This is a genomic window from Mesobaculum littorinae, assembly GCF_004011175.1.
In the GTDB taxonomy this organism is placed as follows: Bacteria; Pseudomonadota; Alphaproteobacteria; order Rhodobacterales; family Rhodobacteraceae; genus Tranquillimonas; species Tranquillimonas littorinae.
In genome coordinates this window covers 1-22,162 of the sequence record NZ_RQXX01000005.1, presented here as the reverse complement: position 1 = coordinate 22,162, position 22,162 = coordinate 1, and the positions used below count along the sequence as shown (strand labels likewise).

Sequence of the window (22,162 nt, the reverse complement as noted above, 5' to 3'; positions counted from 1 at the left end):
ACCCGAAAGGACGACCCCATGACCACGATCTGGACACCCATCACCGTCGGCAGCTTCGAGCTTTCGCATCGCCTCGCCATGGCGCCGATGACACGCAGCCGGGCGCAGCCCGACGGCACACCGGGCGAGCTGGCCGCGGACTACTATGCGCAGCGGGCGGGTCTTGGCCTTCTGATAACCGAGGGCACACAGCCGTCCGATGCCGGGCAGGGGTATCCCCTGACGCCCGGGATCTACACCGATGCGCATGTGGACGGCTGGAAGCAGGTTGCCGATGCGGTGCATGCCAAACGCGCGTGTCTATTCATTCAGCTGATGCATGTCGGCCGTATTTCGCATCCGGACAATGCCCCCGGCCATCGTCAGGCGGTGGCGCCCTCCGCAATCGCGTCAGGGGAGGACATGTTCACGCTCGAGGGAATGAAGCCGATGCCCAAACCCCGCGCAATGTCCGAGGTCGACATCGAAGAGACGATCGCCGATTTCGCCAATGCTGCGCACCGTGCTGTCGCCGCCGGTGCGGACGGCGTCGAGATCCACGGCGCCAACGGCTATCTGGTGCATCAGTTCCTCGCGCAGAATGCCAACCGACGCGACGATGCCTGGGGCGGATCACTTGAAAACCGTAGCCGGTTCGCCATCGAGGTTGCCCGCGCCGTCTCCGACGCGATCGGACCGGAGCGCACCGGCATCCGCCTTTCTCCCGGTGCCCCGATGGGAGGTATCGACGAGGGGCCCGAGTCTGACGCGCTGTATCGTTATCTGGTCCGTGAGCTCGACAAGCTGGGCCTAGCGTATCTGCATCTGCTTCACCTTGGGAACGAGGTCCTGCTGGCGGATATTCGCGATCGCTGGTCACGGGCGCTGATCGTGAACCGCGCGGGTGGGTCGCGTGACCGGATCGGGCGGGACGTGGAGTCGGGCCTCGCCGATATGGAGTCCTACGCCACGATGGTCTTGGCGAACCCCGATTTCGTCGAACGGGTCCGCACGGGCGCTCCGTTCAACGATCCCGACAAGGCCACGTTCTATGGCGGCGGGGCAAAGGGCTATACCGACTATCCACGTCTGGAGGTGATGTCGGCGGGAGAGGTCAAATGAGCGGCCTGATGAAACTGACCCGCGAGATGAAGCGTCGCCACGGGTCCGGCGGCTTCGGCGTCGAGATCCTGCATCCGGGTTTGTCGGAACGGTCGGGAGACAGCGGGATCGGGGCGCTCGGGCGGCTCGACCACGCCCGCGTCACCGAAGGCACCGTAGTCGAGATGCACCCGCACCGGGACGACGAAATCCTGACCTACCTGCGGACCGGCCGTGTGCTGCACAAGGATACGGTGGGAGAGTCCGAGGAGGTCTCGGCCACGCGCATGATGCTGATGAATGCCGGTCACACGTTCGAGCACGAGGAGAAGGTGATCGAAGGCCCCTTGACCGGCTTGCAGATCTTCCTGCGGCCGGACGCGGCAGACCTGACGCCGATGGTCCAGTTCCACGATTTCGGGACCCGGGACAGCATCGATGCCTGGCGCCTGCTCGCAGGCCCGCAGGATTCGCCGTTGAAGGTGCGGGCGCGGGCGCAGGTCCACGACATGCGCTTGACCCAAGGACAGGCCAGGGACATGCCAAAACGCGCATGGCCCGGCGCGCCGCGGCTGCTTTATGTCTTCGACGGGACGGCGACGGTGGGCGATTTGGTGCTTGAGCCGGGCGAAGCCGTCGTGCTGGAGGACGACATGCCCGTGGAAAGCCTCAGCGACAGCGACCTCGTGCTCTTCACCCTGGACCGCGCTGCACAGGTGTTCCGGGGCGGCATGTTCAGCGGGAACACGCTGGCCCGGTGATCGGGCGGGCGACCTCAGGCGGTTCCCGATGAGGCCCGGATCTTCCGAGCATCGTATGAATGGGCCGAAGGGACCGTCGCGGGTTCGTTCGGCATCGGATCCGGCAGGAGCCCCGGGAGCGCGTGAGCCGCGCTCCCGGGGCTTTTTCATTGGGGATGTCCGCAGATCGTGTTGGTCAGCTTTGCGGACAAAGCCGCCTGAAACGTTGCGATCAAGAACGGCGGATCGTAGCGGTTGCGACCCCCATTCCCACAAGCGCACCGCCTCCCAGCCTAGTCAAAAATGGCAGCACGGACGGACGAACGATCTTCTGGCGCAACTTGTCAGCAAGCAGGGCATAGGCAAGTGCATTGATCGCTGCGAAGCCGACGAAGGTAGCAACAAGCAACCCGAACTGCGGTGCCAAAGCTGTGTTCGGATTGATGAACTGCGGGACGAAAGCAATGAAGAAAACAATGGACTTTGGGTTGAGCGCCGTGACCGCAGCAGAATGAGCAAATACCTTGCGAGGGGACGTTACGGGCGCATCGTCCAGCATCCCCAAGGAAGCATCTGGCGCGCTCCGAAACAACTTGATCCCGAGATACACGAGATAGATCGCCCCGACCCACTTCAAAAAAATAAACAGCTTGGAAGACGCTAGAACCAATGCGCCCAGTCCTGCCAAAGATGCGGACATGGCAACCAGATCGCCTAGAGCGACCCCCGCAACCGTCGCCAGTGCAACCCGGCGGCCCTGGCTAATGGCATAACTCAAAATCAAAAGCACGGTCGGCCCCGGTATCAACAGCAGAGCAATTGAAGCGGACGCGAAGGCGAGCCAGACGTGAAGTTCCATTATTTTTCTCTCAACAAATTCGTTTCCTTCGAGCCAGCTATAGATATCAGATCAAGTAAAGTGCTTTTTCATGAAGGCGCATTTGGGCTCGGAACGGACCATCGTAATGTAGCGTGTCAGGGACCGCTATACGGACACGGCGGACCAACACGATCTGTGGACACCCCCTTTTCATTAACCCGGCGCAGGCGTTGGGCCTACCGCATGCGGTCGATGTCGTCCCATTGACGCGCGTGTTCCCGCGAAATTCGTTCCACACGTGAGACGTCGCGTCCTGATTTGCGATCTACTGGTGGCGATGGCGAGACGCTAACTTCAGCCTGTCACCTGAACAAGGAGAGCTGAAATGACCGCCTCGATCATCAATCACGACCTCACCGCAGCCGACGCCAAAGCCATGCAGCAGATGCGCACCGTGTTCGAGGGCCAGCCGAAAATGGCCCTCACGCCCGAAACCCGTCCCGTCTTCGACGGCATCATGAGCCAGGCACCCCAGCCAGACGGCGTCGCCTTCGAGCAGGGCGAGGTTGGCGGCGTGCCGGGCTGGTGGGCCACTCCCGAGAACCCGGTCCCGGGATCGGCCATCCTCTATCTGCACGGCGGCGGCTATGTCCTCGGGTCGGCGGCGGCGTACCGGAACTTCGTCGGGCATCTGGCCAAACGCGCCGGCGCCGCGGCCTTCATACCCGATTACGCTCTCGCGCCTGAACGGCCGTTTCCCGCCGCGCCCGACGATGTCCGCGCGGCGCTGGACGGGCTGATCGCACTGGACGTCACGCGCATCGCAGTCGCCGGCGACTCGGCCGGCGGCGGCCTGGCCCTTTCGGCGGTCCAGAACACCGCACCGGCAGCCGGCCGGATCGTCGGCGTCGTCGCCCTGTCCCCCTGGATCGATATGACGCTGTCGGGCGAGACCATGACCACCCGGGCCGAGGCCGATCCGCTTCTGTCCCGCGAAAGCCTTGAAGGGGCCGCTGTCGCCTATCTGGGCCAGACCAGCCGCGCCTATGCCCGGCTGCCCGGCCTTGGCGCCGATCTGTCGACGATGCCGCCGGTGCGCATCCACACGGGTGATGCCGAGGTGTTGCTGAGCGACTCGCTAAGCTTCGCGGCGCGCGCCGGGGACGCCGGCGTCGATCACGAGGTTCATGTCTGGGACGGCATGACCCATGTCTTCCCCTCCAGCTTCGCGACGCTGGACGCCGGGGCCGAGGCGCTCGGGCACATCGGCGCGTTCCTGGCGGACAAGCTGTCGCCCCCCGCGGCAGGCAAGCGGGTGCTGGTCCTCGGCGCCACCGGCGGCACCGGCAAGGCCATCGTGCGGCGGCTGAGCGAGCTGGGCCATCAGCCTGTAGCGATGGTTAGATCCCCCGAAAAGGCCCGGGACCTCGAAGCGGTTACCGTGGAGGGCGATGCCCGCGATCCCGCGGCCCTCGACCGCGCGATGGCGGGTGTCGACGCCGTCGTCTCGTCGATCGGCACGCCGGCCAGCCCGATCCGCGAGGTGACCGTTCTGTCGACGGCGACGAAGGCCCTTGTCGACGCCATGAAACGCCAGGGCGTCCGTCGCCTCGTCGCGATCACCGGCATGGGCGCGGGCAACAGCCGCGGCCACGGCGGCTCTGTCTTCGACCGGATCATCATGCCGCTGATGCTGCGCAAGGTCTATGCGGACAAGGACCGGCAAGAGGCGGTGATCCGCGACAGCGGCCTTGACTGGGTGATCGTCCGACCGTCGGTCCTGAACGACAAGCCGGGCCACGGCGCGGCGCGCGCGTTGCTGGATCTGTCGAAGTTCCATGGTGGCACGATCGCCCGCAGCGATGTCGCAGATTTCGTGGTCGACCAGATCGACAGCGACACCTTCCTGGGACAGGCGCCGCTCCTGACATGGTAATGTGAGCGCCAGCCAAGAACATCCTGCGCCGAACCGGCCGAATGTCTGGGTCGGCCCAACTCTTCAGGGCTTCGCGGAGTGGCGGCCGGGCGAAGTCACAGACCGGTGACAAAGGGTCAGCCTTTCATTCCCTTTCGCAGACTTGCGATCAGGGCGCGCAGCCCGGGTGGGGTTTGGCGGCGGCTTGGGTGATACAGGTAGAAACCCGGCACGGGTTTGCACCAGTCTTCCAAGACCCGCACCAGGCGCCCTTCAGCGATCGGAACCGCCACCGCCTCCTCGGCGAGGTAAGCCAGCCCAAGGCCCCGCATTGCCGCATTGCGGATAAGCCCCGTATCATTGAGGACGACCGGTCCGTCGACCTGCACATCCAACTTTCCCTCTGGGCCGTCGAATGCCCACCGGCCGAGCTGCCCAGTTTCGGACCAACGATAGGCAAGGCAGCGGTGGCGGGCAAGATCGTGCGGAACCTCCGGAGTCCCGAACTCCTCCAAGTACTCGCGCGAACCAACGACAGCGGCCCGGATCGGCGGCGTCAGGCGGATCGCGATCATGTCCTGTGCCAGCCGATCGCCGATGCGAATGCCCGCGTCGAACCCTTTTTCGACGACATCCGACAGGGCGTCATTGATCACCAGCTCCAGTTTCACGCCCGGATAGTCCCTTGCGAAGGCGGGCAGGTGCGGCAGGACGCAAAGCTCTGCCGCCAGCCGCGGCAGGTTGATCTGGATCGTGCCTACCGGGGCGCCATGCTCGGCCACGGCACTGCCGACGGCCTCCTGAAGCGCGCTCATCGCTGGGATCAGCCTGTCATACAGCATCAAATCCGCCCCGGTCGGGCTGACGCTGCGCGTGGTGCGGTTGAACAGGCGCACGCCCAGACGCTCCTCAAGCCGGCGTATGGTTCGGCTGAGCGCGGAGGGCGTCACCCCCAGACGAAGCGCCGCAATCCGAAAGTTCAGCGTCTCGTACACTGCAACGAAGGCGCGCAGCTCCGCGAAATGGGGTCCTTCGATCATCGGCTCTTCCTGCGGATTTGCGTAGGCGGCCCTGGCGACGAGGGCACTATCGCGGGGCGGCCTGCGCAGACATCACATCCACTCATGACATGAGATCAACGATACATCCCAATTTGAAGCCATTAATGTATGCAATCAACTGCAATAACTCAGTAGCCGATCCGATCATTCCCGATGGAGACGCTCATGAGACGCCCTTCTGTAAAACATATGACGCTGGCCACGACGATGATGGTCATGCTCGCCCCGCCCGCGAGCTTGATGGCTCAAGCTGCCGATGAAAGCATGACCCGACTGCTGGATAGCGCGATCGACAGCGCGATCGACGAAAACAGGGTCGTCGGTGCCGTTGTCCTTGTCTCCCACGATGGCGAATTGGTCTACCACCGAGCGGCCGGCATGGCTGACACAGCCGCCGGTATCACGATGACCGAAGACACCATCTTCCGCCTCTCGTCGCTCTCCAAGCCAATTGTCACCGCGGCGGCGATGCGGCTGGTCGACGACGGCATCCTCGACCTTGACGCGCCGGTGACGGATTGGCTGCCGGACTTCCGGCCCGGCTTCGATGGGGAGACTCCCGTCATCACCCTGCGCCAGCTTCTCAGCCATACCTCTGGCGTAAGCTATCGGGGCTTCGAGTTCGGCAGCGGTCCCTACACCGACGCCGGCGTTCAGGACGGGGCCTTCGGCACCGGCATCACGCTGGAAGAGAACGTCACTCGCATTGCCACGGCCCCGCTGACATTCGAGCCGGGAACGGGCTGGGGGTACGGACTTGGCGTCGACGTGATCGGCCGGGTCATTGAGGTCGCGACCAACCTGCCGCTCGAAGTCGCCGTGAGGGACCTGGTGACAGGGCCGCTCGGTATGAGCGCGACCGGATTTCACGTGCCGGTCTGGGAAGAAAGCCGCCTGTCGGTCAGCTACCGTGACGCCGAGAATGGCCCTGTCGCCATGTCCGATCACGAATGGGTGCCCTTCGCCGGAACGGTTGCAAAGGTCCTTTTCGAACCGCCGCGTGCCACCGATCCGGACGCCTGGCCCTCCGCCGGCGCGGGCATGTCGGGAACGCCCCCCGATTTCCTGGAGTTGCTCGAGACGTTCCGCCCCGCGCAGAGCTTTTTTAGCGACGAGGCCTTGATGGCGATGTATCAGCCGGTCGCCGGTGAGGATGCAGCGAGCAATGGTCCGGGATGGGGATTCGGCATCGGCGGCGCGATCCTAATCGATCCTGAAAAATCGGGTACGCCGCAACCCGAAGGAACGTTTTCGTGGAGCGGGGCTTACGGTCACACGTGGTTCATCGACCCCGAGAACAATCTCGTTGTCGTCGCCATGACAAACACGACGTGGGAGGGCATGAGCGGGCAGTTCTCAATCGACATCCGAAACGCCGTCTACGGCAACTGAAGCGCCGACGCTTCGCATCATGGCAGGCTTACGACGAGCCCCTACCATCAAGCGGGGTTGTCTTATCCGCATCGAAAAAGAGCAAGGCGAGGGAGCGCAGGGCGGTCGTCTGGTCGACCACCCGAACTGATCGGACTGTTTGATCACAAGACTGGCAGCCACGCCCGACGAATTGCGGGCTTCTTGACGCGAGGCTGCCGCACGGATGTGAATATCGGCGGCACCGCGTCAAGATCCTGGCTCTTTATGCGCCTTTACGAAGGCGCGAGGGGAAAGGCCGGTGACGCGTTTGAACGCCACACTGAAGCTGCTTTCGGAAGCGTAGCCTGTTTCCACCGCTATCGCGGCGACGCGGGTTCCCGAGACCAACTTTTCAGCAGCCAGAACCATGCGCCACCGGTCGAGATAGGCCATTGGTGTCGCGCCAGTACGGGCGCGGAACGCCGCCGCGAAGGCTGAACGCGACATCCCGGAGAGGCGCGCCAGATCCGCAAGCGTCCAACGGTGGGCCGGATCTCCGTGCATCGACGCGACTACAGGTCCGAGGCGGGGATCGCCCAGAGCAGCCAGCCATCCCGCCTGTTCTGGATGAAGCTCAACCGCGGCTCTAAAGGCATGGAGCAGAACCATATGGGCAAGGTGGTCTGCCATCAGGCGGCTGCCCGGACGCGTGGACCGGCTCTCATGGATCATCTGCTTGATGTCGGAAATCAGGCTGTCCTGGTCCGGTGTCCGCGTCAGGTGAATTACCGGCGGGATGCCCTCCAGAAGCGCCTCCCGATGCGGGGCGTCTACGGCGAAGCGGCAGCCGACCAGTGAAAAGCCTTCGCCATCGTTCAGCTGGACCGAACCGTCGGCGCCTTGCGCGAAGACTTTCGCCGCGTCGGTCTGCGTCAGCGACAGGTCGCTGGCCAGGACGAACGTGCGCCCGCGCGGGAGGATGAAGCAGTCTCCTTTTTGGATACGGCGCGGCGTGGCCATGCCGTCGATTGTCAGAAGGCAGGAGCCCCGGGTAACGCCGTAGCACTTGATGCGTCGCTGCTGGTCGTCAAAGCGAAGCGCCCAGTCTCCTCCAGCCTGAAAACCCGAGGCGATTGCTCCGGACGGGCGCAGATGTCTAACGACATCGGAAAGCGCATCTTGGTCCATATTGTACGATCACGAAACTATTTTGGGCCATTCAGCATAGATCGTACATACCTGAAAGTCTAGTTTCGGACCAAGTCTCATAAGGGAAAGTCCGAAATGATTGTTGTTACGACGCCGACCGGAAACATCGGTCGTCAGGTGGTTTCATGGCTCATCGCAGCGGGCGCGCATGTGCGCGTCATCGCCCGTGATCCGTCAAAGCTGCCAAAGGGTCCGCGAGGCAGATTTGAATTGGTCGAGGGCGCGCATGATGATGCTGCAACGCTCGCGCGCGCTTTGGAAGGTGCCAAGTCACTTTTCTGGCTGCCGCCCGGCGATATGACGCTTCCCTCTCCCGAAGCGGCATATGTGGACTTCGCGCGGCCTCTCCTCGGCGCATTGCAAGACCACCCCTCGATGAGAGTCGTCGGTGTGTCGGCGCTTGGCCGAGGCTGGCCAAAACAGGCCGGACACGTGACCGCGACGCTTAAGGCAGATGATCTGATCTCCGAGACCGGTGTGCCGTATCGCGCGCTATGCTGCGGATCGCTCATGGAGAACATCCTGCGCCAGCGCGACATGATCGCCGAGAAAGGCGTGTTCTTCTGGCCTTCCCCCTCGGAACTCAAACTGCCGTACGTCGCGACGCGAGATGTCGCCGCGGTTGCCGCCAGGCTGCTGCTGGACGAGACTTGGACGGGACATGAAGAGTTGCAGATGCCGGGACCGGAGGATTTGTCCTTCGATCAGATGGCGCAGATCATGTCGGATACTCTGCAAAAGCCCGTCTCGTTTCAGGAGATCGGAATGGAGGATATGCGCGGGATGCTGATCGCGAATGGTGCGTCCGCCGGCATGGCGCGATCGATGATCCAGATGCTGACAGCAAAGAACGCCGGCCTGGATCACATGGCCCCCCGGGCCTTCGCTGCCGAGACCCCGACTACCTTTCGCGAATGGTGCCGGATCGTCCTCGAGCCCGCGATTGTTGCGGCGGAAGGACGACCTTGATGCATGTACGTAGGAGCAAGCGTAGCGCTGACCGGCGCCCCTTCGCGGATATTCAAGACGCAACACGCCGGCATCAAGCACAACACGGATGCGACGCATATGCGTTCGAGGAAGGTGCCGCCTTGGTCGAGCTTGTCACCGCCCATGCACCGGGGCGGGTCCTTGAGCTGGGGACGGCTCTAGGCTTCACGGCGTGCTGCCTTGCGTCGGCAGGGCCCTCGATCAGGGTGGACACGATCGAACGCGACCCGGAGCATGTTGTGCTGGCGCGCGAGAACATTCGTGCTGCCGGATTCGACGCTCGCATCGAGGTCCATAGGGGCGACTTCGTTAAGGTCATGTCCGCTCTCGAGGGTAGTTACGATGCCGCATTCTTCGATGGTCTCGAACCGAAGCGCGATATCTTGCTGCCATTGGCTGAACTGGTTCGCGTAGGAGGCGTCCTGGTCTGCGGCAACCTGCACCTCTCGCGCGTATCGGTCCGAACTCTGCTGGCGGCGGAGCACGCCGGGACCGGAAGATGGAGAAAGATTGATGCTTTTGAAGGAGGTAGGACCGAGGTGTTCCGCAAGCTGCACGCGAAGTGAACCTATCTACAATGCCTAGCTAGATGCCTCAGCCGCTTCGCCAAAGAAACGCAGAAGAGCGACGGCGACCGCTTGTGGTTGCTCCTCGGCCTGGAAATGGCCGCAATTCGCGATGACATCCGAATGGATATCTTCACAGAACGGGGCGAGCGCGCCGGCAAGATCGGGGATCGACCCATGATCCGCGCCAAGACCAAGAACCGGAAGCGAAAGGCGGCGCGCCTGAGCCAGCCGCTTGTTCTGTGCGGCCGATCTTCCCCCCGCGCGATAGAAGGCGAGCCCGGCGCGAAGCGCTCCGGGCGCCGTGAAGATCCGCAGGTATTCCGTAAGAGCCGCTTCGCCCAAGGCACCGGGATGCGCCGCTTTCTCCCGGAAGAACCATTCGAGATAGGGGCGTTCACGCCCCTCCAGCAAGATCTCGGGCAAGTCTGGCACGGCATGAAAGGGGAAATGCCAAGTCTTCCATGATCTATCGGAATCCGAGGGCAGATGTTCCGGCAAGGTCACGCCGGGGATACCGGCATCCATCAGGACCAGCGCCCGTATCTCGTCCTCGAACAGATGCGTATAGGGAAAGGCGACCCAAGCGCCCACGTCGTGTGCCGCCAGGAAATAGGGCTCAATATCGAGCTTCTGGACCAAGCCGTGCAGGCGTTCTGCGACGGTTTGCGTATCATAGCCATCCAGTGGCTTGTCGCTGTCGCCTTGTCCCGGCAGATCAATTGCCAACACGCGATATCTGTCACGCAGATCCGTCATGACATCATGCCAGGCAAAGCTGCTCTGAGGGTAGCCCGCCAGCAGAACCAGCGCGGGGGCATCCGCGCGGCCCCCCTCGATGTAGTGAAAGCGCAGCCCGTCGACCCGTTTGAAGTGATGCGCGAAACCCTCGGGAGCGGGGGGACGTCGTGTTGATGTCATGGCAGGTCCTATCGAATGAGGATCGCGCCACCAAGCAGCATGCCGGCGGCCAAGAAGCGTTGAAAGGTGAATGGATGTTGCGGGAGGTCGAACAGTCCGAGGCGGTCGAGCAGAAGCGAGAACAAAACCTGACCGGTGATCACCAGTGCGACCATGCCGGCAGCGCCAAGGCGGGGTGTGACTAAGGCGATCCCAGCCAGGGTAATGACCCCACAGATCCCACCCGCCCACGCCCAGAGCGGCAGATCGGAGAGCCCGGCCGGCCTGGGCAGCCCGCGTGTCAGGTACATGCCGACCGCGAACAGGAGAATGGCGGAGAGGAACGCCGAGACGCCGGCCGCCCAGAAGGCCGATCCCAGGGCGCGCCCCAGCCTGGCATTGAATGCACCCTGCAACGGGAGCATGGCACCTGCGAGTAGGGCCGAGAGAATGAGAAACGGCACTATGCCTGCTCCAGCAGACGAAGGGCGCCTGTGACAAGGGCTTCGCGGTCCACGTCCAGCAGCTCGACCTTGCCGAGAACGCGCATGCCCTGTTGCAGAGCGAGCAGTAGCGCGGCCGTGGTGGCAGGGTCGACCTCTCGGGAAATCGAGCCGTCGGCGTGACCCTCGTTGAGCAGTCGCTCCAGCCGGTCCAGTCGCGAGGCCAGCTGATCGTGCAGGATCGTGGCCGCATCGCCTACAAGGCCAAGATCCGCCACACCTGAAACGACCATGCAGCCAAGACGTCCATCGCGGCCTCGGCTCAGGTCTGCAAAGAGTCGCAGAAGGTTGGCAACCTTTGCCCGAGCATCTGGCAAGCAGCTCAGCCTTGCTTCAATTTCTGCTTCGCGCAACGCGATATAGCGCGTCAGCGCATTGGCAAAGACCCCCTCCTTGTCCTTGTACGCCTTGTAAATGCTTCCCGTTGTCAGCCCGGACGCCTTCGTAAGGTCGGACATACTGACCCCGGCAAAGCCTGCGCGACTGAACAAAGTGATCGATGCATCGAGGAAGCTGTTTTCGTCGAAGGTGCGAGGTCTGCCTCGTGGGCGCGCTGCTGAATCGGGATCCACGGCATCCTCCTATTTAGGAATCATTCATTTCCTAAATGGCAGCTCAGTCAATCTCCGTCAATCGAAGAAACCCTTCGGCCAGAACCCAACTTGTCTTCGTCATCTGGCAAGGGGCGGGATCCCCACGGCGGAGTGAGCCCTCGATCCATAATCGGAACCGATTTGCAGCTTCGTTCGGGGTCCAGTCGTTCGACTAGGCCGCTTCGAATGTCGGGTAAGCCCTTTCCGCCAATGTCGCGATCTTCATATCCGGCCGCCTGTGGGCTTTACTGCAAGCGCCCTTATCCTTGCTCATGAGGACTCGGGTGATCGAGTCTTTGTGACTTGCAAGGGCGTCGTCTCGCGCGGACGCGCCTTGATAAAATCCACGAAGGCCCGGAGAGGCGGAGGCATGTGCCGGCGGCTTGAATAATATAGGAATGGTCCCTCGAAGCTGGGCCACCAGTCTTCAAGCACCTTTATCAGGCGACCATCGTCCATGGCCGGGCGCAACCAATCTTCGAAAGTCGCGACGATGCCGTGGCCGTTGATCGCTGTGTCGATGGCAAATTCAGAAGCCTGCGTACTGATTGTGAGTGGGCCGGTCGGGTTGACTGTCAGTTCCTCACCGTCGTTTTCGAACGCCCACTCGGTCAATGCCCCGCCCGGGAACCGTGTGCGAAGGCAAGCATGGGCCAGCAGATCACGCGGATGACGTGGTGTGCCGTGCTTGGCCAGATATTCGGTAGAGGCGGCAGCGGCCATCCGCTGGCGGCGCGGTCCGATCGGAACGCTGATCGCATCCTGCGCTAGCGTCTCACCGTAGCGGATGCCCGCATCGGCCCCCATGGACAGAATGTCGACAAGCCCGTCATCGACGGTGATGTCGAGACTTACCTCCGGATAAGCGCGTAAGAAATCTGCTGCGATTGGCGGCAGGATCGTGCGGGTTACAGCGCCAGGCACATTCAGTCGTAGGGTTCCTTTCAGGCCCTTTCCGAAACCTGCGACCGTCTCCATCGCGCTGTCTAGACTGGCGAGCACGGGAGCGATTCGGTTCACCAGTTCTGTGCCGGCCACGGTCAGGGCTACGCTGCGGGTCGTCCTGTTCATCAGGCGTGTTCCGAGTTGGTCTTCCAGTCGCCGCACCGCTTCGCTAACCGTTGAAGCCGGGACGGACGTGACCCGTGCTGCACCGCGAAAGCCGCCATGACGTGCGGCGGCGAGGAAGAGCCGCAGATCCCGAACTTGATCCATTGTTCGCCTTTCCCGTGCAGGCCATTCGCTTTCACCGACCTTATCGAACAGAGGTGGGGTGTCTAGTTTGCCGGTAGCAAGAGGAGCAATCTGATGATGAAAAGCACTGAACTTGGCGGGACCTTCACCCTTTCTGGAACCGGCATTACTCTGAACAGGATGGGATACGGGGCGATGCAGCTTGCTGGCCCCCATGTCTTCGGCCCGCCGAAGGATCACGATGCGGCTGTCGCCGTGCTACGGGAAGCCATCAACCGGGGCGTAAATCACATCGACACCAGCGATTTCTACGGGCCGCACGTCACCAACCGGATCATCCGCGAGGCGCTGGCTCCCTATCCGGATGATTTGACGATTGTGACAAAGATCGGCGCTGTGCGCGGCGATGACGCATCATGGAACCCAGCGATGTCGACCGACGAATTGGAGAGGGCCGTGGACGAAAACCTCGCCAATCTCGGACGCGACACTATCGACGTCGTCAACCTGCGGATCATGTTCGGAGAGGGACCGACAGAGGGGTCGATCGAGAAACCTCTGAATGCGCTGACCAGAATGCAACGGGATGGGCGCGTTCGGCATATCGGGCTGAGCAACGTCACACCTGCGCAGGTCGCCGAAGGGCGCACCATTACTGATATCGTCTGCGTCCAGAACCTCTACAACCTAGCCCACCGGCACGACGATTCGATGATCGACGAGCTGGCGGCCGATGGGATCGCCTATGTGCCGTTCTTCCCGCTCGGCGGTTTTTCTCCGCTGCAGTCGAATGCGTTGTCCGGTGTTGCGAAAGAACTCGGCGCGAGCCCTCTGCAGGTCGCGCTCGCGTGGCTCCTGCAGCGGTCGCCGAATATCTTGCTGATACCTGGCACGTCTTCGGTCGCCCACCTTAAGGAAAACCTCGCCGCAGCCTCGCTGGACCTGCCAGAAAACGCATGCGCGCAACTTGATGCAATCCGATCTAAGTAAGAGTGATTGACGCGGTCCCATGCATACTCGCCTAGATGAAAGGGGGCGTGGGTATGAGACGTAGCGCGTCCGCTTCGTCCCGCCCAGCAGAGCTTCTGACCCCGTCCGGGTTTGCAAAACACGGCGAACGGCAGCTTCGATGGATTGCGCTGCAGTATTCTGATCGAAGGCAGCAGGTTGGCTTTGGTCCGGGAGCCGCGTACTCCAAGGAGAGATTGCGCGCGCTCTGCTGGGTTCCCGCATGACCGCTCCGAGCCCTTCCAAGACGATTCGAGGAAGTTCCGCTCGCGCCGAGGCTAAGCAATTGCGCCATCGACCGCCGACCCTGACCGGAAGGCCCCGGCGATCAGCGCGACGGCGGCGAAACCTATGACGGCAGACGCGATGCCCGGCCCCGCCAAGAGAAGTCCGAAGAGAGGAGCGCCGACGGTCTGGCCCACGGCAATGGTCAGGAAGCCGACCATGAGGCCGGTTGCAGGCCGGTCCGGTAGGGCGTGAGTGCCCCAGATGAGGTAGACCCCCGTGAGCATCACGTAGGCCGCACCGAAAACGGCGCCTCCGAGGAGCGTGGGGATCGGGCCGAGGCCGAAGCCCACCGACAGGATGTTGGCTGCCAACAGGCCGAGGAAGGCCCGGTGAACGCGGTCGAGACCCAACCGGCCGACGAGCGTGCCGGCCCAGGCTCCGGCCAGTCCTCCGGTGCCGATGCAGGTCCAGAGAAGGCCGGTTCCGCCCGGCGCCCAGCCCATCTGGCGCGAGACGAGCTGGCCCCCGAAGGACCATAGCGCGGTGCTCGCGGCGCCCATCAGGAAGGAGGCGGAGATTAGCCGCAGGACCGGTCCCGTCATCGGGGGAAGGCCACCTGCACGACCGCTGCCCGAGGCGGCAGGAAGCGAGCTCGCGGACGCGACGGCCAGCACCAGCGCGACGGCGGCGAAAGCCCCGAAGGCCAATCTCCATTGTCCCGCGAGGCCAAGCGCGATCGGTCCCGACATCGCCACACCCGCGCTCACGCCCGCATTGATCACCGTGTTCGTCAGGTCCTGCCGGCTCTTGTCAACGGCAGCGGCGACCGCGGTGGCCATGGGCGGAGAGGCGAGGCCCGTGCTTGATCCGGCAACCACCACTGCGATGGCCAGGATCAGCGGCGATGGCGCGAGCGCGATGCCCGCCATCCCGATCGCCGCGACGAGGGCGGCGCCTGTCGCGACAGCGCGCGCGCCAAGACGTTCGGTCATTAAGGCCGAGGCGACGATGGCGACACAGTAGCCGGCGAAGGAGCCACCCTAGATCACGCCGCCGAGGGACGAGCCGAGGCCCAGTTCTCCGTCGATCTGCGGCAGGAACAGGCCGAAGGCGAAGCGGGCAAAGCCGTAGCAGACCGCGATGATGGCGAAGCCCGTCGCGCCGATGCGAAGGGCCGGGCTCATGCGCGCGCCCTTTCAAGGAGGACGGCCGCCGCCGCCCGAGCCGCTGAGACGGCATCCGCTCCGCGATAGACAGCCGCGTGGGTCGCGCCCTCGAAGAGAACCAGAACCTGCTCTGCGAGTGCCGGGTCCTCGCGTCCGAGGTCCATTGCGACGACCGCAAAGACGCGTTGGTGGAACGCTTCCTTGTGCAGCGCAACCGCCTCGGCGATCTCCGGCGTATCGCCACCCGTTTCCGCTCGCGAGCGAAGGAACAGGCAGCCCCGGCAGCCCTCCACCCGGACCCAGTCCTCGAGAGCAGCGAACAGGGCGTCGATGGTCCGCACGTCGATCCGGGCCATGAAGCGCCGGTCACGCTCGGTCAGCACGCGCGCCATGAGGGCGGCCTTGCTTCCGGCGTGCTTGTAGAGAGTGCGGCTCGACATCCCCGCAGCCTCCGTCAGCCGGTCCATGCCGGTGGCCATGTAGCCGTGCCGGTCGAAGAGCCGCTCGGCGGCGGCGGTGAGTTTGCTGGTCATGTCCATGGGAACCTCCTTTGGCGTCCTTGAACCGCAATGTAAAACGTTCGCTTTACATTGCAAGCCGGCGGGACCAGAGGTCCGCTCTGTCCGCTTTGCGGTCATCCAAGCGGCCGAAATGCAGCGCATTGCGCTGACCCTCGGTTCGGTGAAGCCGACCTGCAGCGATGAACCGACCGGCGAACGGCAGGTATGGGCCGAAAGCGGCGGCCGCCGCTGCCTGCCAGGCGACCGACCCGCTGCGTCGCCGCATGACCGCCTCGAGCCATTACCTATTGCCGCTTTTCGCCTGCAGCACCAACCAAGACCATGTGACGCCTGCTTGATGATTGCGCGACTGAACCGATTGGGTTTTTGTTTCATCGACAGCAAATAGCCCTACCGCTTGCGCCCATCTGACGGTGTTTTCTACATTGGCGGGAAACACGGGTCTTGTTGGCGCACCGGCCCCGTGTCTGATCGACATAATGACTTTTCCGCCATCAACGGTCAGAGAGCGCAGGACCGAAAGCGCAGTTCTACGGTCAACATCATTCAAATGTTGCCAGACGGCACACAGAAGAACGATGTCGAACGCTTGCCCAAGTGAAATCGTGTGCGAGAGTTCTGGTAAGGCGTCCGCTACCCATAAGATATTCGGCGAGGGATGTTTCGCCATGCCTGCCTGCCTCAGAGCATCCACGGGCTCAGCGGCTACAACTGTGTGAGCGAGCGAAGTGAGCCATGCCGCATCCCGCCCAGTCCCTGAACCAACATCCAATATGCGGCACGGCTGCTTGGGGATATGTTTGGTGACGGGCCTGAGAAGGTCGGCTGACGAAATCGCTTCAACTCGTTCAATGAAGTCGCCATTGGCCGCGTCTTCATAGCCCTTCAAAATCTCACTTCGCACCATGCACCTCGATAGGTTGGTACGGCAATAAAAATATTAGGCTTGCCTGTCTTTGGTGCAGTCAGAAAACTGAATGTCGGCTCCGTCCCGCACTGCAGCCATTCGAGTGATTGCCCTTGAAAGTCCGATCCGAAGCGAGGTTCGGACCAGATGGAATGCATGACTTTGGCACCGGGCACGCTGCGAGCAAGGATGGTCCCTTGCTGCGTTTTGGCCTCCTCAAGAGGCTATCACTGTGTCAGACTTGAAGCTCTCGACGCCACGCCGTCCTCCAGGAAACCTAGCAGCAGCACAGAGTTCACCTTGGCGAATATGACGATAAGGAATCTGCCGGACGAGCTTCACGAACGCCTTCGCGCTCAAGCTGAAGCGAACAAACGGAGCCTTGAAGCCGAAGTGCGTTCGATTCTCCTGCAGGCGGTCGTTGCATCAAGCGACGGCGGCCTGGGCCATCGCATGCGCGCACGCTACGGCGACTATTTGGGTGATGACCTGTCGGTGGAACGAAATCATACGGCGAGCCAAGCAAGCGTCTTTACCGGATCATCCCCGAGACGAAAGTGATCTCGGCTACTCCAGAGATTGCGCTCACCGACGTCATGCTGGTCTGGTCCAGCCGTGAGTGCCCGCGAACCACCCGTTCGGGACAGCCACCTAGCTTGATCTTGCAGTCGGCGACCTCGAACCACATCCCATCACGCGCATACTCTTTACACTTGGTGTGTTTCGTAAAGAGTTGATCTCGGCAAAGCCTTGCCAGGCAGAGACTTGTGAGAGGCGACAGAACCATGCCCAATCGGCGAAGTGTCAAGAGTGGGGATGACCATGCGACCGATGCCCACATTCGTGGGCGGGACTATCTTGGTCAGCCGGATATCGACCGGCTCCTCGCTGCCGCCAAGAAGAGTCGCCACGGAGTTCGCGATCACCTCCTGATCCTGATGATGTTCCGGCACGGTCTGCGCGTCTCCGAAGCGATCGCGCTTCGGCGGCGAGACGTGGACCTTGCGCAGTCGCGGATCTGGATCGCACGACTGAAGAACGGGCTCAGCGTTGAGCAACCGGTCGCTGGCGAAGAGCTGCGGGCTATTAAGCGCTGGCTCGCGCGCAGGGAGGATGCACTGCCCTGGCTTTTCGTCTCCGAGCGCAAGCAGCCGCTCACGCGGCAGGCCGTAAACTACATCCTCGGATCCGCAGGTACCCGTGCCGGGCTCGAGCGCGTCCACCCACATATGCTTCGCCATTCCTGCGGTTTCGCCTTGGCGAACAAGGGGCACGATTTGCGAGTCATTCAGGACTACCTCGGACACCGTGACCCCCGGCACACAGCGCACTACACGCGGACGGCTGCGCACCGGTTCAACGATCTGTGGTAGCCGGAAACTGCAGCTGCTGAGAAGAGGAAGAATGGGCGGAGAGCGGTCGTTCGCTGCGCTCGCGATGTAGGTCCGGGTAGGGCGGGAAGCCGACGTTCGCTGCGCTCGTGAAGCAACCCCAGCCGCACCGCAGAAGCGGACATTCAGGCGGGCATCACGGCCAGCCCCTGTCTCATCGACACGAAGGGCGGAAAACGGTCTTTAGCTGCGCGTGCGAAAAGCTTATGTTGACGGTCCTGGGAGCGGGCATTTGTTTCTTTCCCCGTCCGCACCTTGCCACGGTGGAAAATTCTTCGAGCCAAGATGCAGGTCATAGTTACGATGCCGTTGAATGCCTAACTTTGCGAGTTAAAGGGATATCAATATCGAACAGTTTCTCACTTGGTTGCAGGAAACCTTCAACAATCGTGAAATTGCCACTGGCCTGTGGATCATCCTTGGCATCCTGTTTTGTCTATCCAGGGCAGACCTCCGAAGCAGTCTTTGGAGCGTTGCAAAGACACTGATCGCTCCAAAGCTCTTACTATTCTTCGGCATAGTAGCCCTCAACGTGACAGTTCTGTGCTGGCTGCTGGCAGAGTTAGGATTTTGGTCGAAGTCCCAGCTTCCACCTACAGTTTTGTGGTTCGTGATGGGGGGATGTGTCTTTGCTGGACGAGCACTGCAATCGAAGGAAGATGATCAGTATTTCCGCAACCTATTTCGCGGCAGCTTAAAACTCGGCGGCATCTTTGAGTTCATCGTGGTTGCCTACAGTTTCAGCCTCGTAACCGAGTTGGTCTTGGTCCCTATCCTCTTCTCCTTGGCGGTCACGCTGGCCTTTGCAGCAACAAAACCAGAGTATGCGAAGGCAAAGGCCCTGTTGGAGTTAATCCTTGCAACATTTGCAACCGTTTTGGTCTGGAACTCCGTGTCGTCGATTTGGTCACAGCCAGACCAGTTCTTAACAACAGATACGGGGCGCAACTTTGTCCTGCCGATCCTAATGACCGTCGGAAGCATCCCAGTTTTCTACCTGCTGTTTTGCTGCTCGCACGTCGAACAAGCCCGTATTCAGATTGATCAAAAGGCCTTTCAGTCTGACGAACTGAAAAAATATGCTCGTAAACGCTTCTTTCTGATCTTCCCGTTGCGGCCCTGGCTTCTACGGCGGGCAACACGCCAATTCCACACGCTCCCTGCAAAAACCAATGCAGATGTGGACCAGATCATCACCGACATACTCAACTACGAAAGAGACGAAGAAGCTCCACCAAACGTGGACCCGACGAAGGGCTGGAGCCCTTTTGAAGCCAGAGAGTTCCTTAGAGAGAAGGGATTGAGGACAAACGACTACCACAAGGGCTACGATGAATACTGGGCCAGTTCAGAATATGTCGACCTTGATAGCCATGTCCTTCCGAGCAAAGCTGCCTTCTACATCGAAGGACAAGAGGGCGTCGTTACTACGCTCAAACTGACTGGAAAATTCATGGATGACTTCGACAGCGGCGAAGCAGTCCAGAAGTTCAGAGTCATTGGTGCATTGCTGTGCGAAAAATCTGTCGAGAATTTAGATATCGCAATTGATTCACTCATTCCAATCTCCGAAGTCTTTGAAAATGAAATGATCATTGGTGGCACGACGATAAGGGCTTGGGGTGAACGATATCCAAGCAACAGGGGCTTTGAAGTGTTTCTGACTTTGTCACGATGAGCACAAACAAGCGCATGGACTTTGTTTTTCTGCAAATGGTCCTTCCTTGGGGCAAACCTACACGAGGTAGTTGATGGGTAATTTTGACGACATTCCAATCACCAGCCCCGACAGTGATCGATTTGGCTTTGATCCGTTCGCCAGTGCCATAAGCGATTGCATTCATAGTATCGAAAACCCGCTTGGCAGCGTCGTGGCAATCTATGGCCCTTGGGGCTCTGGCAAGAGCAGCGTTATCAATCTGGTCCGGCACTATCTTGCGAAGGACGCACCCGATCTTGATGTGATCAACTTTCCGGCGTGGATGTATCGAACCGAAGACGCCCTGGCTGTAGGGTTCTTCAAGGAACTCTATGCTGGGCTCTCACCCGTCCTGTCGGACCAGACGAAGGCCGCCGGGGCACTGCGCAAGTTGGGGGCCAACCTTGCAGGCGCAAGCAGCTTGGCGGGAATGGCCGTCGGCTTGTTTGCAGGGTCGGTGGGAGAGAAAGCAACGACTGCAACCCTCGACGCCCTCGGTGGTTTCATAGAGCAGGGCGAAGCTGCGGAGGACCTACAGGCAACCCTGGCCGATGCCCTTCGTGAAGCAGGGAAGAAGTTTCTCGTCGTTATTGACGATTTGGATCGCCTTTCACCAGAGGAGGCGCTGGTCATTTTCCGGCTGGTCAAGTCGGTAGGACGGCTTCCAAACGTTATGTATCTCTTGGCCTACGACCGCGAGGCCACCGAGCAGGCCGTTGCACGTCGGTTTCCATCCGAAGGTGCGCATTATCTTGAGAAGATCATCCAAGCGGGGTTCGAGCTTCCACAACCCGATCAATCACATCTGAACGTCATGATGGGTGAGGTGCTGAATGGGTTGGCCGCTGATCTGCCTGAAATTGACCCAGTCGAGTTTGGCAACTTGTTCCATTCCATCGTGGCGCCAGAATTGAAGACGCCACGGGATGTATTTCGGTTGGCCAATACGATTTCGATCACGATCACCCCGATCAAATCGGATGTCTTTTTTCCAGATTTTGTGAGTCTTGAAACTCTGCGAGTGTTCCGTCCAGCGGTCTATAGGGCCATACGACAGAACAAATCAGCCATCCTTAACGCTGGTCAGAACGATAGGTATGATCAGCGTGAGACCCGTTCTGCACAATACACATCGATGCTTCTTCGCAGTGAGTCTGAGGAGGATCATGAGCATCTTCGGGATGCACTCATGAGACTGTTCCCTCAGTTGCAGAATGTCTTCGCGAACATGTCGTATTCCGGCACTAGAGAATGGGCTCGTCAAAGGCGAGTTTGTTCTGCCGAGCACTTTGACACCTACTTCCGATTTTCTGTCTCCCCCAAGACGATTCCAAAGGCAGAACTCGACTACCTCATCGACGACACTCGAACAGTCAAAGAGATTCAAGATCGTGTTCGGGAGGCAGTTTCGATCACTCAAGCTGAAGGCCGGACCAAAGCCTCCTATATCCTTGATGAGTTAACTGCCCATGGACTCAATATCTCCCTTGATCAGGGGGAGAAGCTGTTGTCGGCATTATTTGGTATGGCCGACGAATTATTCTTGGAACAAGATGAGGGGCGCGGTTTCGCATCATTCGGCAACAACAGGCTTAGGTTGCATTGGCTGCTCCGATCAATCCTTTTGGACCGGACAACTCTCCATGAAAGAACGGAGATACTTACCAGATCAATCGTGGGCGCGACCCTGCAATGGCACCTCGATATCAGCAATGACGCTTGGCAAGACTACCATCCAAGCAATCCCGACAGCGAACCTTCTTCGGAAGCTGAAACACTAACGACCCATGTGGCGGCTGAGCGGCTGCAAGCACGATCACTGGAACTGCTTCGTGCCGCCGCAGCAAGTGACACCATCCTCTCTGCCAAAACCCCTGCCCGCCTTCTCTATGATTGGGACAGATTGCAGCCTTATGGGGCAGGTGAGGTCATGGACTACATAACTCGTGCTTTAGGGGACGACACGAAGCTCTGCCAACTCGCTTCAGCTTTCCTGGGGAAATCATACAGTCATGGCATGGGAGGTTTCGGTGGCGCACCAGGCGATCTCGTGCAACGGGAAAACGACCGCGCACAAGTCGATGGAATTGACCGACTGCTTGATGTGGACGAGTTCAGACGGCGGTTGAATGAGGCCCTTGGAAGCGATGGCCTCGACGAGCAGCAAAAGTCTACCATCAGCCGGTTTCTGGTTGCATGGGAACGACGCGACGCCGGTGAAGATTGACGATACCGAATGGCAGCAATGCGAATTGCTGTCGCAGCATTCAAAAACTGTATTCAAAGTCGGCTTCTGGCCGCGAGCAACGGCCGCCGCT

Annotated in this window: 21 protein-coding genes and 1 pseudogene; 11 read left to right on the top strand and 11 right to left on the bottom strand. The window is 60.9% G+C overall.

The window, feature by feature from the left end:
• Positions 1–18: 18 nt before the first annotated feature.
• A complete protein-coding gene (locus EKE94_RS14170) occupies positions 19–1,101 on the top strand; it encodes an alkene reductase (RefSeq protein WP_127907296.1) in 1,083 nt (360 codons plus the stop codon).
• 8 nt (positions 1,102–1,109) lie between these two features.
• On the top strand, positions 1,110–1,841 hold the full coding sequence (locus EKE94_RS14165) for a pirin family protein (protein WP_206615084.1): 732 nt from the start codon (positions 1,110–1,112) through the stop codon (positions 1,839–1,841).
• A gap of 211 nt (positions 1,842–2,052) precedes the next feature.
• Here EKE94_RS14165 and EKE94_RS14160 read toward each other — a convergent pair whose 3' ends face one another.
• Complete coding sequence (locus EKE94_RS14160) at positions 2,053–2,679, bottom strand: LysE family translocator (RefSeq protein ID WP_127907294.1); 627 nt, start codon at positions 2,677–2,679, stop codon at positions 2,053–2,055.
• A gap of 346 nt (positions 2,680–3,025) precedes the next feature.
• On the opposite strand from EKE94_RS14160, the gene EKE94_RS14155 reads away from it, so the two are divergent.
• Entirely contained in the window at positions 3,026–4,576 is a 1,551-nt protein-coding gene (locus EKE94_RS14155) for an NAD(P)H-binding protein (protein WP_127907293.1), read from the top strand.
• Positions 4,577–4,692: 116 nt separating this feature from the next.
• On the opposite strand, the gene EKE94_RS14150 is transcribed toward EKE94_RS14155, so the two are convergent.
• Positions 4,693–5,595: a LysR family transcriptional regulator gene (locus EKE94_RS14150; protein ID WP_127907292.1), complete on the bottom strand. Its 903-nt coding sequence runs from the start codon at positions 5,593–5,595 to the stop codon at positions 4,693–4,695.
• Between the two features lie 186 nt (positions 5,596–5,781).
• Between EKE94_RS14150 and EKE94_RS14145 the strand changes: the two genes are divergently transcribed.
• Entirely contained in the window at positions 5,782–7,008 is a 1,227-nt protein-coding gene (locus EKE94_RS14145) for a serine hydrolase domain-containing protein (protein ID WP_206615083.1), read from the top strand.
• A gap of 228 nt (positions 7,009–7,236) precedes the next feature.
• Here EKE94_RS14145 and EKE94_RS14140 read toward each other — a convergent pair whose 3' ends face one another.
• Positions 7,237–8,157: an AraC family transcriptional regulator gene (locus EKE94_RS14140; protein WP_127907291.1), complete on the bottom strand. Its 921-nt coding sequence runs from the start codon at positions 8,155–8,157 to the stop codon at positions 7,237–7,239.
• A gap of 96 nt (positions 8,158–8,253) precedes the next feature.
• Here EKE94_RS14140 and EKE94_RS14135 point away from each other — a divergent pair, with 96 nt between their 5' ends.
• Both EKE94_RS14135 and EKE94_RS14130 read left to right on the top strand, forming a co-directional pair.
• On the top strand, positions 8,254–9,147 hold the full coding sequence (locus tag EKE94_RS14135) for an NmrA family NAD(P)-binding protein (protein WP_127907290.1): 894 nt from the start codon (positions 8,254–8,256) through the stop codon (positions 9,145–9,147).
• Positions 9,093–9,734, top strand: a complete 642-nt coding sequence (locus EKE94_RS14130) for an O-methyltransferase (RefSeq protein ID WP_127907289.1) — start codon at positions 9,093–9,095, stop codon at positions 9,732–9,734. Before EKE94_RS14135 ends, EKE94_RS14130 begins: the two co-directional genes overlap by 55 nt.
• 15 nt (positions 9,735–9,749) lie before the next feature.
• Here the strand turns inward: EKE94_RS14130 and EKE94_RS14125 are convergent, their stop codons facing one another.
• From EKE94_RS14125 to EKE94_RS14110, 4 genes are all read right to left on the bottom strand, one after another.
• The gene (locus EKE94_RS14125) at positions 9,750–10,655 is read right to left on the bottom strand and encodes an alpha/beta fold hydrolase (RefSeq protein WP_127907288.1); all 906 of its coding nucleotides are present in this window, start codon (positions 10,653–10,655) and stop codon (positions 9,750–9,752) included.
• An 8-nt stretch (positions 10,656–10,663) separates the two neighbouring features.
• Positions 10,664–11,098, bottom strand: a complete 435-nt coding sequence (locus EKE94_RS14120) for a DMT family transporter (RefSeq protein WP_127907287.1) — start codon at positions 11,096–11,098, stop codon at positions 10,664–10,666.
• Complete coding sequence (locus EKE94_RS14115; RefSeq protein WP_127907286.1) at positions 11,098–11,709, bottom strand: TetR/AcrR family transcriptional regulator; 612 nt, start codon at positions 11,707–11,709, stop codon at positions 11,098–11,100. The genes EKE94_RS14120 and EKE94_RS14115 overlap by 1 nt, the downstream gene beginning before the upstream one ends.
• A gap of 291 nt (positions 11,710–12,000) precedes the next feature.
• Entirely contained in the window at positions 12,001–12,945 is a 945-nt protein-coding gene (locus tag EKE94_RS14110) for a LysR family transcriptional regulator (RefSeq protein ID WP_127907285.1), read from the bottom strand.
• Positions 12,946–13,038: 93 nt separating this feature from the next.
• Here EKE94_RS14110 and EKE94_RS14105 point away from each other — a divergent pair, with 93 nt between their 5' ends.
• Positions 13,039–13,914, top strand: coding sequence for an aldo/keto reductase family oxidoreductase (locus EKE94_RS14105; RefSeq protein WP_328590500.1), 876 nt, complete (start codon positions 13,039–13,041; stop codon positions 13,912–13,914).
• A gap of 296 nt (positions 13,915–14,210) precedes the next feature.
• Here the strand turns inward: EKE94_RS14105 and EKE94_RS14100 are convergent.
• The 4 genes and pseudogenes from EKE94_RS14100 to EKE94_RS14090 all read right to left on the bottom strand — a co-directional run.
• Positions 14,211–15,182: pseudogene (locus EKE94_RS14100) on the bottom strand (MFS transporter); the annotation flags it as partial.
• Positions 15,183–15,200: 18 nt separating this feature from the next.
• Positions 15,201–15,344 carry a hypothetical protein gene (locus EKE94_RS18955; RefSeq protein WP_235856039.1) on the bottom strand — a complete coding sequence of 48 codons (144 nt, stop codon included), beginning with the start codon at positions 15,342–15,344 and terminating at the stop codon, positions 15,201–15,203.
• Positions 15,341–15,865, bottom strand: coding sequence for a TetR/AcrR family transcriptional regulator (locus EKE94_RS14095; RefSeq protein ID WP_127907284.1), 525 nt, complete (start codon positions 15,863–15,865; stop codon positions 15,341–15,343). The genes EKE94_RS18955 and EKE94_RS14095 overlap by 4 nt, the downstream gene beginning before the upstream one ends.
• A gap of 262 nt (positions 15,866–16,127) precedes the next feature.
• Entirely contained in the window at positions 16,128–16,736 is a 609-nt protein-coding gene (locus EKE94_RS14090; RefSeq protein ID WP_164870955.1) for a class I SAM-dependent methyltransferase, read from the bottom strand.
• 327 nt (positions 16,737–17,063) lie between these two features.
• Between EKE94_RS14090 and EKE94_RS14085 the strand changes: the two genes are divergently transcribed.
• The 4 genes from EKE94_RS14085 (at position 17,064) to EKE94_RS14070 (ending at position 22,071) form a co-directional block, all read left to right on the top strand.
• The gene (locus EKE94_RS14085; protein ID WP_407940919.1) at positions 17,064–17,315 is read left to right on the top strand and encodes a FitA-like ribbon-helix-helix domain-containing protein; all 252 of its coding nucleotides are present in this window, start codon (positions 17,064–17,066) and stop codon (positions 17,313–17,315) included.
• Between the two features lie 224 nt (positions 17,316–17,539).
• Positions 17,540–18,127 carry a tyrosine-type recombinase/integrase gene (locus EKE94_RS14080; RefSeq protein ID WP_127907282.1) on the top strand — a complete coding sequence of 196 codons (588 nt, stop codon included), beginning with the start codon at positions 17,540–17,542 and terminating at the stop codon, positions 18,125–18,127.
• A 385-nt stretch (positions 18,128–18,512) separates the two neighbouring features.
• Positions 18,513–19,823, top strand: a complete 1,311-nt coding sequence (locus EKE94_RS14075) for a hypothetical protein (protein ID WP_127907281.1) — start codon at positions 18,513–18,515, stop codon at positions 19,821–19,823.
• A gap of 73 nt (positions 19,824–19,896) precedes the next feature.
• On the top strand, positions 19,897–22,071 hold the full coding sequence (locus EKE94_RS14070) for a KAP family P-loop NTPase fold protein (protein WP_127907280.1): 2,175 nt from the start codon (positions 19,897–19,899) through the stop codon (positions 22,069–22,071).
• The last annotated feature ends 91 nt before the right edge of the window (positions 22,072–22,162 follow it).